Raw genomic sequence first — 11,467 nt, forward strand, 5'->3', positions numbered from 1 at the left:
CACGCCGCCGTCCCACACTTGAGCGGATCCCAGCTCGTGGCTGGCACCGTCGATGTCCCCGCACCCGGGGCAACGGTTACCGGGCTGGGGAAGCACCGGACTCACACCCGGTCGACAGAGCGTGCTCTTCGAGAAGCTTCGCGGACGGGGTCATGTGCACACCACCATGTGCGGGAACCGTGCGAGTTCATGGCGCACCCGGTCGGCTAACGGTGGAGGGCAGTCGTCGCCCTGGGTCCAGCCGACCACCAGGTTGAGGGCCCACGCCATCAGCTCGTCCTTGATCCACCTGCCACCTCGCACCCGATCACCGCTAGGTGGGTGGCGGATGGCCCACACCGGTCGGAGCTGCTTCGAACCGGCGCCAATGCACATCGTTGCCATGTCCTGGTGGGTGATCCACTCGGGCAACTGGTCGGCCACGTAGATCACCCGCAGGGCAATCGCCAGCCCGGGAGTGCGTTCCAGCAGGTGGCGACGCTCTGGTGATGCCAGTCCGCCGAACACCCCGTCGGCGGCTCGCTCCACGAGCGCCAACCACAGGCAATCACCCGCCACCGGGCACTGAGCACACACCGATTTGGCGGGCTCACACGCACCCGGCAGCGTCTCGTTCGGTGGGAAGAACACCCGCCGATCCGGGGATATCTCGGGGTCCGCGCAAGCGGCGCTTGAGCGCCATGCTTGACGCCGTTTGCTACGGTCTAGAACGTTCATCTTTGATCCCTTCAGATCGTTGAACACCGAGACCCGGGGCGCTCCTACGCACCGGGTCTCACTTCTTTTCTTGACTCCACCCCGCCGGGTTTCCTTGAGAGGTTTGAGTCGGACGCTCGAGACACCGGGCAGTCACCTCGTCCACGCCGACAGGCGAGGAACCGGCGACCTCGCCGACGATTCGAGGTGGCGCAACCGCATCAGGCGTGACTTCTCCGTGCTCCAACGACCGGAGCGCACAAGGCACCACCTCGAGGCCGGTATCGCGGGCAGCGATCGTCAGCGTGGCCTCAACAGTCGGTGGTCCAACTGCCCGCACATGCGCGGTAGGCGCATGGACCCTCATGGCGCCGCACCGGTGATCTCGGAAGCAAGCGCCTCAGCGTCTTGGGTAGCGAGGCGGCACGCTCCGATTGCCTCTGCCTCGCCGGCGGCCGACATCACCTCACCGCGGAACCCTTCGCACCGGCCGGCAACGTCGATGCGTGTAAGCGGATCCGAACCGTCCCCGAGCGGGACCAACATCAGCAGCAGCGACTTGGCCCGATCAATCCGGCCGAGCGCAGCATTCTCGGCAGCTTCTAACGGGCTGGTCATGATGCTTCGACCCCGTGACGGTCGGACCCGTAGAGGAAGACTGCGATGTGCTCCTGGCCAATGAGAATCCGCGACCCCACGCGACGGTGTCCCAGCTCTCCGGAGTTGACCAGCTTGCGCACCACTGATTCGCTCAGCCCCAGCTCGGTGGCAGCGTCAGATGGGCTGAGCGATGCGCGCCTTCCGGCGGTATCGGCTGCCCCATCCAGGGCCTCACGAATCACCTCGCGAACATCGCCGAGGAACTTTCCAGTATCCAAAACGATCACGTCGGATGGGCCGCCGGGTGCGTAACGATGTGAGTTGCCTGCGGTGAGCGGCATCAGGGCCTCCTGTGCTGTCGTAAACGATAGTATCCGATAGTACACAGCGACGCGTGCTGTTGCACGCGGTCGCCCCAAGACCTGACCGCAAGTGAGACAATCGAGCCATGGAGGCGCACCACCGCACGGCGGACGACTTTGATGGTTCGTGGGTGCGGGCACACCGAGAGCAGCTCGGTTGGAGCCAGTCGGAGCTCGCCACTCGAGCGGGAGTGTCCTATACAACCGTTTCCGATATCGAGCGGGGCCAGCGGCCACAAGTAACGGCACGTGTCCGGATGAGGATCACGCAGGCGCTGGAGTCACCCGACGACGGCACCGACTTCGGAATCGACGCATCGATCGTCGCTGATGCGCTGACAACCCTCGCCGCCGTTCTCGAACGCACGCAGGCCGACCTGAGGGGACTGGAGACGCGTGTCGCCGCACTAGAGACACAAGGCGCGGCGCAGGCGGCTAGATCGGATGGTGCTGACCTCTCAAGGGAGGCAGCAGTCCTGGAACTTCAGGACGTGGCTGAGCGGCTCAAGGCATCGCGTTTGACTGCCAACCGTGATTGAGGGTTCCAAGGCCGACCCCCATTGGAACTAGTCGTCGAGTGCTCCTGTGGCGGGTATCCAAGCCACTCAGTCCGATGAGGTAGCGGAGTGGCCGGGGAGCCGGTCGAGGCGAAAAACCGGTGGGTCCGATGGTCTGGATCAGCGCTGGTCAGGTTGGCAGACCCTCGCCGGCCAGGGCGATGACGAGCGATCGTGTGCTGCCCAGGGCGTTGGTCACCAGGGCGGGCAGGTGCCTGGCGGCGAAGGTGGCAACTTCGGCGGTCATGGCAACGAGGGCTCCGAGGGTGCCTGACCACGCACACGACGTCGCCCGGCAGCGACTGGTCGAGGAGCTTGGCCAGCTCGACCCGCTCAACCTATGCGCCGGAGGAGTGTTCGACGAAGACTCAAGCACAGCCGGTGGCGTTCAGCGCGTCGACCTGACCGGACGCATCCTGCCCGGCCGTCGAGACCCGTGCGTACCCCAGAAGATGACCGGGGCCCATCGGGCGACCGTATCAATAACGGGTTTGGTGGGGGAGTAGTGAGACGTTGATTCCGCGCACGAGTTGTGAACGCATCGAGGGGGTGCCCAACGATTTTCAGGAGTCGCCTTCACCAGCGTTCGTTAACGGCCGTATTTGAGACGGCGTCCGAGTGTGAGACTGGATCTGTGGCGGTTCCTCGTAGTCGAGCTGCATGTCCGCCCCAGGGCAGCCGAGGTTTGCATCACCGAACGGTCTGAGGGGGGGGTGCACGAGAGCGAATCTTGTGCACCCCCCTCAGACCATGATCACCGCTTTCGGAGCTCCGCGATTATCCGGATGTACGCGACTCCGATCACCGTCAACGATGCCTGGACCTCTCCGGGAAGAATCCCGTCCTGGTGAAGGCACCGCGCCAGGCCAGCCATGATTACCATGGCCGCTATGGCCGCCATCGCAACTAGCGGTGGCAGCCCTGACGGGCTCGGTTCTCGGCCGTCGCCCCCGTTGGAGCTTCGCTGTGTTCTGGTCTTGGTCATTGCAACTCCTAATGCTTGTTGAGGAGCCGCGAAACTGATGAGTTCTTGTACATGTCCAGGTATTTGCACCGGGTTACGGTCGCTGTTACCCTTACCATGACAAGGGCAAAGCGATGAGCTGCACGTCTCAAGTGCATCGCCTTGCTGTACTAGCAGTGTCGTGGTTCGCCGATTCTCCTCCTGGGTTATTGGCGGCTTCGACGCGTTCCCGCGCCGATACTCCCCATCTTAGCGGTTCCGCGCGCCATTCACTCTTGTCTGCCTGTTTTGCTAGGTATGACTGGGATGTGAGCCCGATTTCGGGCCGGGCGAACCGTTCGGGCTGCGGCGGCCTTTGGAGGCCGGACGTTATGGCCACGGACCTGGTGGCCGCTGGGGTTGCGGACGAACAGCATGAGCGTCGGCAACATCGAGCCCGCCGGCGTGCTGTTGTCGCTCACTCTTGCGCGACCATCCGTGGCTCCCTGGGGTCCAAGGGGTCTACGTGTTCACCACGAGCTGGCACCGGTACAGGGCCACCGCCATGCTCCTGGTCGCACCCGACGCCCTCGACGACTGGGGTCCGTCGTCGAGGCAGCCCTTCGTCTGACGCTCGAAACGTGATGACGACCGAAACGGGTAACCACCGGCCGAACCGTTGAAACCCCTTCCGGCACAGGTGACGGGCGAACGAGACCACGGTGAGTAGGTCGCTGAGGATGCTGAGCACCCCGGCGATTGCTGCTGCGTAGATAGCTGTGTTCATGACTCTGCCTCTCTATAAGAGGGGAGCCGAAAGGTGCTCCCCTCTTATATATCGGCATTTCGTCGATCCGACCCTCTGTGCCCGGAGCGCTCCGCCGCTACGAGCTGGGCTGTGGCCAGCAGCGCAGCTGTCGAGCACCGTGCCGCCACTCTCGGCGGACCTCAAGAAGCTCCCGAGATTCCAGACCACGGTTGCCCCAGCAGCCACCGACTCCAGACATGAACTGAAGAGATCAGCGTGCTAGAACTCGGCCATATTTGGCACCCTCGTGCACATGATCGGTGGATGGAGCCCTGCACCAAAACGAATCATGCGGGTGGGGTCCATGTTGGGGCCAAGTGGAACAATCACCAACGTGAGCGAAGAACCGTGGCGCCCGCTCGGGGTCGACTCAGAAGACGAGGTTGCAGAGTACGACGCCCTCCACGACGGCGTTCGTGAGTGGCTGGATGCTCCCTATTGGGCTTGGGTGCTTGAATCGCTGACGACTTACCGCCAATTCCACAATGGGAGTGGGCGCGTCGCGATGCTCAATATCGGCCTGGCTGAGCAGATGTGCCAGACCCTCAAGATTGCGCTGCCAAACCTGCGAACGGCCCTTGGGCATGACAACGGCAGACGGCAGCTCGAAAGAGCTGAGGCCGTCTTGCGTCGCCACCCACACTCCCTGCAGGTAGCCGACTATCTACTCGCCCACGACAGCAGTGCTGCGGCCAACAGCCTAGATGCGGTTCTCGAGCGCGGAAAGTCTGCGTGGGCGGTAGGCACAAGGTCTGGCCGACCCGGCTTGGTACGCAGAGTTCCGCTCGGTGTGCAGATCGCGGCGGATTCGATAATGGCCCGAGCCGGACGGGCGGGGGTGAGGCTGGCCGATGCGTGGGGGCAGCTTTACGGCCTCGCGTCCAACGCAAGTGAGGCGTACCGGTTGGCCATTTTGGCGGTGGAAGACGCGGTGATCCCGATCGTTTCGCCCACCAACCGGGGTGCGACGCTAGGCACAGTGCTCCGCCAACTAGAGGATCAAGGGGACTGGACATTGTCGCTGGAGCGCGAGCATTCCAAGGCACCAACCGGCGAGGTCGTGGTGTCGATGATGCGGATGCTTTGGCACGGGCAGCATGATCGACACGGCGGCCAGCCTTCGGCGCCGGGAGATGTGTCGAATGAGGAGGCTATGGTCGCCGTCGGGCTGGCAATAACGCTCGTGCACTGGTTCAACGCAGGACTGGTGCGAAGATCGACCTGAGATCGGACGCCAGGGCCATTCCCGGTCAACAGCAGCCCGAAGGCGTTGTTTCGTGGCGCCGCAGTTGGGCCGAACGGCCGGCCCTTGGCCTGTCTCAAAAACCTTCGTATTTGAGACGGCCGGATTCGGGCCGATGAGCGTTATGAGGCGCTACGAACTTGACCAGCGGCGCCACACTTCGCCGGTTACCGAGTGGGCGATGGCGCATTTCGAGCCGCGATTATCGAGCGGGTGCTGGGCGTTCGAGGGTAGTGCTCAATTCCGAACAACGGGCGGCTGATGCTGGCACCAGATTGCAGCCAGGCGATCGGTTGGCGCTCTGATTGGGCGTTACCCGGCGTTCCTCCAGTTACTTCCGCTGAGGACGCTGGTCAGGTGTTGGCAAGCCGTTCGAAGCGCTGGCGAGCGCCTTGTCGGGTCATGCCAAGCTGCGCTCCGATGACCCCCCACGATGCTCCCTCGCTTCGGGCGCGCATGGCGGCTGCGTTGATCCGCTCGACGGCATCCTGGCGTGCCGCTGCCGCAGCGCGGAGTTCGTCGAGCGCACCTCCACCACCGACGACATAGCCATCCTCGGGTGCGTCGTCGAACGCTTCCACAATTGCCGCTGCTTCGTCTTCGGTGAGGTTCTTTGGGTGCTTGGATGTCTTCATCGAGGGTCACCTCCTGGAGGCAATCATCTTCAGGTACTTGCGTCGGGCCTGCATTGCATGGATCACGTAGTCCTGTTCTCCTGCTTAAAGCACGCCGACCTCAAGGAGCGCAGCCCGGCGGTCGGGGCCGACCAGCATGGTGAAGTCAGGTTGATCAGGGTGGCTGATCCACCCAAGAGCGTGGTCGATTGCATGGTCGATGTCGTCGTCGGAGATGCCGTGCTTGCGAGCACTTGCCAGGATCTCCACAGCGACAACACTAGTTGCCACAAGCACGGATGACAATAGGAGTTGTCAGCTCGTCGAATTCTGCCGGACAACCTGACCGCACACAGCACATATGACCGCCCGGAATCATCGGCCGAGCCTCCACTTCGCCCACCCGGTAACGGCCCATCCGTGGTGCCGCTTAATCCCGGCCGACAGCCTCCGAAAGCGCCGGTTGCGTGGAGTGGCGAGGCTAGCGGGCCTAGGTTTACGGGGTACCCCCGATGCCTAGTTGGCGGGCAGGGTTGTCGGTCGAATATTGGTGGCGTTTGCGACGGTCATCGACTCGCGGGGCTAGCGGTTCGCCTGCTCCTACTACCCCGACAAGAAAGTTGCATGATGATGTCGCCAAAATTCGAACCAGATGCGTGGGCTGTTGAGGAAGCCGGTCGCCTGAGGACCGCAGCGCAAGAGCCTCAGTACAATGGATCGAGCGGGGGAGGGTGGGTGTCGTCTGCGCCGCCAGCGAAAGAGGCGCAGGCCGAGGCTGCTGGAGCGCTCGAAGTACTGCGGCGCTTCGCCGGTGACAGCGACTTCTACCGAGCCGCGATCGAGGGGCTTGCGACCGACATGAGTGCGTTCGAGTACCTGGAACGGCTGGCCCGGATTCTCGAACAGTTTGCCGCCGGTCGATCGGGCGGACTCCTTTCCGCAGTTTCCTTCGAGGTGGCTGCTCGCGTAGAGGCAGCAACGGATTTGATGGAGCAGGTGAAGCAGTTGCTCTCTGATGGAGCGGTCCACGTCGCCGCGCCCATCGTGCTGGCGGGCGCATCACTTGAGGAACTTCTCCGATCCATGTGGCATCACGCCGGCTCGCCCGAGCTCAGTGGCAAACCGGGGATCAACTCCTACGCGTCTGCGCTCAAGAATGCGCACGTCATCGACAAGCAAGAGTTAAGGACATCACTGCGTGGGCGGGTCTGCGGAACGATGCAGCGCATGGGAACTTTCAAGTCCTCGACCTTCAGCGCGCCCAAATCATGGCGGAAGGCATCAACCTTTTCATGCAGCGACACGGGCCTCGGCCGTGAGACTTCAGCCCGAGATCCCGGAGCGGTAAGGAGACCCCAAAGGCACCGCCGGTTGCTCCGAACTCCCTAACCTGTTTCGGCCGTTCCGTGGTGCCGCATAGTCCCGTATGGCGGCTACCGAGAGCGCCGAAGTGCGGCCCCAGGCTCTCCATGCGGACTGGCGACTATTCGTTGGGTTCGATGGAAGGGCGCCTCCCTCAGCTCCGAGCCACCGACGATCCAACCTCCGTATCGGGAGGAGGTTTCGCAGGCGTATCCCTTCACGATTTCGGGTGGAGGTCGGGAGCCGGGGGCTGATACGTCGATGTGGTTGGCACCGCCTCCACGAGGAGCGTCTCGAGTGCAGTGACGATCTCGGCTGCGGTCACCGTGGAGGTATCGAAGGACCAGTCGCAGGGCGGAATGTCGGGCAGCAGCCTGTCGAATCGCTCGTACGTTGAATGAAGGAACTGGGGATCGCGAGAGATACCCCGCGTTTGGTCGGCTGATACCCGATCGAGGGCCACGCCGAAGGGTGCCGTCAACAGAATCCGACGCGTGCGCGTTCCAACGGGAAGGCCAGCCTCGAACGCCTCGGTCTCCGCCGGGGTGAAGATCGGCCCGTGGGCAATCACGACGTCAATTCCGGATCGGACCCAGGCGCCGACCAGACTCCCGTGAACGCGCCGAACTCGTTCCCAGGACTCGGCAAACTGCTCGAGGGGAGCGCTCAGCATCGCCAGCACATCATCGACGTCAACCGACGCAACGGCGAGGCCCGCTTCACGAACCCTTTCGGCGAGAAGCTCGGCCAACGTGCTCTTGCCCGAACCAATAGGCCCGAGAATCGTCACAAGATCGGTCATCCCGAGAGTCTGATCGCTGGCGCAACCAACCGCCGCACCTTGCCGGTATTCTGCAAACCGCGGTGACGCTCGAATTCGCACATATCACCAACGCAGAATCTCGGCAGGAGTGCGCTGGCGGCCACTCGGGAACGGCCCCATCGTGGCGCCGCAATTTCACGGGCATATCCATCCAACCCGAACACCGCATAACCCCGGGCAGGCGCCGTAGGGGCTCTCGACTATCGGCGGGGGTCGTGTCGAGCGGTTCACGTTGAACGGGGTGTGTGCGACCTACGGCTTCCTGGCACGGGCCCAGAGGGATGTTTCGACGATGGCCGAAATTGCGATCCCGCAGGTGATCGCTGTGATGGCCAGCGAGACATGGTCCAGTTGGGTGATTTCGCCTGGTGTTCCCGCACTTACTGCGATGATGCCGTATCCGCTTCCGAGCAGCACACCGAATAACACCGCGGAATGAAGGCCCCAGCGCAATACTGCGCGGCGGGTTGGAGCCGGCGCGGCGAGCCAGACCAACGATTGGTCGCTCTGGGATGGGAACCTGATCGTGTTCGCAATCAGCAAGGCCACCGCAACGCCGAACAGGCCGACCGCTGCAGCACCGAGGGGCGAGATCCACCCGGTGATGGGGTTTGGCCCCAAATACTCCCAACCCAACACGCTTGAAGGACCGAACATGGCGTTGGCGTTGGCTTGAAGCGCATGGGCTTGGCTGTCCGAATCGACTCGGGCAATCATCTGGCCGACCGGCCGATCTGGTGGCGGGTTGCCGATCGTGTACGTCTCGAAGCGGCGAGACTCCGAGCGATTGACCTCGTTCATGAACCGTTCGGGGTTCGTTGCGCACCCCTGCGCGCTGACGTCGACAAGAGCCGCCAGTTGTTCGCAGTTGGCAACGAACACTTGCCCATCGACCACAGCCCCGATTGGAGCCCCGGGCACGCGTGCATCGAATTCGGTGAATGCCGCTTGATCCACTTCTGCGAAGGTGTCGATGGTCACGATACCCGACCGCGAACTCGACTCCTCCAGGGCGGCGCTGTCGGCAAGGAGATTGATCGACGAAACCACAACGACGGCCACGACGGTCAGCGTCGTGATTCGAATGAGATCAGATCCCCGCTTGTCGCCCCACTGGAACCGGCGACCGGCAAGCAGTCTCGCCACGCGGTCAGGCACCACCAACAGCGTTCCGAGCCACGGAAGAACAGCAACGGCGACGAGCGGAACCACCGAGACGACCGACGCCAGTACCGCCACAAAACGCAGAGCCCTCGCCTGGGGTGGGATCAGGGTGCTCGCGGCAGATACCGCGACGGGCACGAGCAACAAGACAAGGCCGCCCCACTTGACGGTGCGCTGCTTACGCCGCGTTCGCCAAGCGGTCACCTTTGGCATCAGCGCCCCGACCGCCACCGGCACCAGCAGAACGAGGACCAGAGCGACGCCCGAACGACCCGCACCCGGCCGCAAGTCTCCGGGCAGGTACTCAACCGAGCCGGACGGCAACGTTGTCGGCACACCCAGGACGCCCCACATCATCGCCGAAACGACCAAAGCGACCGGCACGCTCAGGACGGCGGCTTCCGCAGCATCGAACACATCCAACGAATTGGGGCCAGCCCCGAGGTAGACCAACGCGTCGCTCCGTTGCGCGCGCAGCGTCGAATGGGCAGACAGGCCAAGACCCAGCACCAACAGACCCGGTACAACCAGCCCAAATAGGGCGCCCGTCAGCGCCTGTGAAGGAGAAGGCAAACGTTCGTCGAGCGAATGTGGCACCGCCACGAGACCTCTCGGTGTCTGAAATCCTGTCGGCAGGCTGGCGCCCAGTTCCTCAGCATCAAAACCCACCAGGAAGCGGTGCTGCCCTGCGACGCGCGCTTCCGGAAGCACCAGGCCTTCCGGAAGCGTCGCAAACGCCAGAAACTCGTCAGCAAAGGCCGTCACCCGATCCCAACGGACATCCCCACTGTGTTCATCCACCCCAACACCAAACCGCTCCTGGAAACCCGAAACGCCACCAGAAGCCTCCAACAGGCCCGGAGACACGAACCCCTTCCCCGGCGCTGGTAGTCGCCCGCCGAACTCGGCCGGTACCGACTCAGCATCGGCGCCAAGCCAGTGGATTTCGAATTGGCGCCCATCCATAATCGGCAAACTGTCTTCAACCATCGGCACCCCAACGCCATCGTTAGAGAAGCTCACCACCGGCATACGAGCGCGATCCCTGGCCTCGTTTCGCTGACTCGCCGACCAGAAACCAGCGGCACACCAGGTCGCAGCCGTAAACACCCCAACAGCGATCACCACCAGCCAGGCGCGGCCCCGCTGGCCGCCGCGGCGCGAGATCGCCACGCGCCCGGCCAACTTCGCTACGACACGGATCAACAGTTGCTCGGCATCATCGTCAGATCGACGACACGATCGCACAACCCTGCGACAGCCAAGTCGTGCGTCGCCAGCAACAGCGCACGCTGCGGGTTGCTCCGCACCTGATCGACCAACAACCAGCCCACACGATCAGCATTCGCCCGATCCAGCGAAGCCGTGGGCTCGTCAGCCAGCACAACTCCCGCCGGTCGAACCAGCGCTCGCGCCACAGCGACGCGTTGATGCTGACCACCCGACAACGTCCGCAGGTCCCGACCGGCCAGGTCCTCGATCCCAACAGCAGACAAAGCCGACCGGGCACTCTCAAACGCTGCCTCAGAACCCATTCCGTCCAACAGCAACGGCAAAGCCGCGTTCTCCAACACGCCCAACTCGGGCAGCAACAACGGTGACTGATCCACACCCGAGAGGTGCTCCCGGATGAAGTCGCTGCGCTTGCCGCCAGATAGACGACCCAACTCAACCCCCGACACCGCAGCATGACCAAAGGTAGGTATCAGGTCACCACGAAGCCAGCGGAACACCGTCGACTTTCCAGCCCCCGACGGTCCAACCAACGCAACGGTCTCCCCCCACCCGACCTCCAACGACACCGGCCCCACGGCCTGATCGCCGAATTCAGAAACACATGCGACAACCCCGACCGCAATAGAACGTCCGTCCGCTGACCCAGATGTATCGGTTGACAAATCGCTCCTACAGCTGGGCGGCGAAGACCGAAGCCAAAAGGCTACTCCGCCCAGCCCGGTACCGGGCCAGCGCAAAGCCGGACCCACCAATTGCCGCGGCATCAGTACCAGGAAAGGCTTCCGACCCGCACATAACGCCGCGACATATTCCCGCCCGTTGGCCCGCACACCCCGCCGCATATCGGCCCGAGTCGCACGCTGCATAGTCCCGGCCAGCAGCAGCCCCGAATGCGGTGGGGTTCCGGGGCGCCGTAGTTGGGCCGGAATGGCCGGGGCGCTGCTTGTCTCAAAAACGTTCGTATTTGAGACGGCCGGATTCGGGCCAGTGAGCGATTATGAGGTGCTGCGAGATTGACCGGCGGCGACCGACTTCGCCGGGTACCGAGTGGTCGCTCGT

General features: G+C 63.4%; 11 protein-coding genes. 3 read left to right on the plus strand and 8 right to left on the minus strand.

Translation table 11 applies throughout. The features are described 5' to 3' along the window. Positions 1 to 150 precede the first annotated feature (150 nt). The 3 genes from PKD89_RS14075 to PKD89_RS14085 form a co-directional block, all read right to left on the minus strand. On the minus strand, positions 151 to 717 hold the full coding sequence (locus PKD89_RS14075; protein ID WP_289011816.1) for a WhiB family transcriptional regulator: 567 nt from the start codon (positions 715 to 717) through the stop codon (positions 151 to 153). Positions 718 to 1,059: 342 nt separating this feature from the next. Beyond that, on the minus strand, positions 1,060 to 1,314 hold the full coding sequence (locus PKD89_RS14080; RefSeq protein WP_289011817.1) for a hypothetical protein: 255 nt from the start codon (positions 1,312 to 1,314) through the stop codon (positions 1,060 to 1,062). Beyond that, the gene (locus PKD89_RS14085) at positions 1,311 to 1,637 is read right to left on the minus strand and encodes a helix-turn-helix domain-containing protein (protein WP_289011818.1); all 327 of its coding nucleotides are present in this window, start codon (positions 1,635 to 1,637) and stop codon (positions 1,311 to 1,313) included. The genes PKD89_RS14080 and PKD89_RS14085 overlap by 4 nt, the downstream gene beginning before the upstream one ends. Positions 1,638 to 1,744: 107 nt before the next feature. Between PKD89_RS14085 and PKD89_RS14090 the strand changes: the two genes are divergently transcribed. Together PKD89_RS14090 and PKD89_RS14095 are read left to right on the plus strand one after the other, a co-directional pair. Next, a complete protein-coding gene (locus PKD89_RS14090; protein ID WP_289011819.1) occupies positions 1,745 to 2,197 on the plus strand; it encodes a helix-turn-helix domain-containing protein in 453 nt (150 codons plus the stop codon). Positions 2,198 to 4,300: 2,103 nt separating this feature from the next. Then, positions 4,301 to 5,191: a hypothetical protein gene (locus PKD89_RS14095; protein WP_289011820.1), complete on the plus strand. Its 891-nt coding sequence runs from the start codon at positions 4,301 to 4,303 to the stop codon at positions 5,189 to 5,191. Between the two features lie 371 nt (positions 5,192 to 5,562). On the opposite strand, the gene PKD89_RS14100 is transcribed toward PKD89_RS14095, so the two are convergent. After that, complete coding sequence (locus PKD89_RS14100; RefSeq protein ID WP_289011821.1) at positions 5,563 to 5,844, minus strand: hypothetical protein; 282 nt, start codon at positions 5,842 to 5,844, stop codon at positions 5,563 to 5,565. An 84-nt stretch (positions 5,845 to 5,928) separates the two neighbouring features. After that, a complete protein-coding gene (locus PKD89_RS14105; RefSeq protein ID WP_289011822.1) occupies positions 5,929 to 6,093 on the minus strand; it encodes a hypothetical protein in 165 nt (54 codons plus the stop codon). A gap of 465 nt (positions 6,094 to 6,558) precedes the next feature. On the opposite strand from PKD89_RS14105, the gene PKD89_RS14110 reads away from it, so the two are divergent. Next, complete coding sequence (locus PKD89_RS14110; protein ID WP_289011823.1) at positions 6,559 to 7,212, plus strand: hypothetical protein; 654 nt, start codon at positions 6,559 to 6,561, stop codon at positions 7,210 to 7,212. A 190-nt stretch (positions 7,213 to 7,402) separates the two neighbouring features. Here the strand turns inward: PKD89_RS14110 and PKD89_RS14115 are convergent, their stop codons facing one another. The 3 genes from PKD89_RS14115 to PKD89_RS14125 form a co-directional block, all read right to left on the minus strand. Beyond that, complete coding sequence (locus tag PKD89_RS14115; RefSeq protein WP_289011824.1) at positions 7,403 to 7,987, minus strand: AAA family ATPase; 585 nt, start codon at positions 7,985 to 7,987, stop codon at positions 7,403 to 7,405. A gap of 273 nt (positions 7,988 to 8,260) precedes the next feature. Further along, positions 8,261 to 10,345, minus strand: coding sequence for a hypothetical protein (locus tag PKD89_RS14120; RefSeq protein WP_324332505.1), 2,085 nt, complete (start codon positions 10,343 to 10,345; stop codon positions 8,261 to 8,263). A 29-nt stretch (positions 10,346 to 10,374) separates the two neighbouring features. After that, on the minus strand, positions 10,375 to 10,974 hold the full coding sequence (locus tag PKD89_RS14125) for an ABC transporter ATP-binding protein (RefSeq protein WP_289011827.1): 600 nt from the start codon (positions 10,972 to 10,974) through the stop codon (positions 10,375 to 10,377). Positions 10,975 to 11,467 lie beyond the last annotated feature (493 nt).

Source organism: Candidatus Neomicrothrix sp., assembly GCF_035329545.1.
Taxonomy (GTDB): Bacteria; Actinomycetota; Acidimicrobiia; order Acidimicrobiales; family Microtrichaceae; genus Microthrix; species Microthrix subdominans.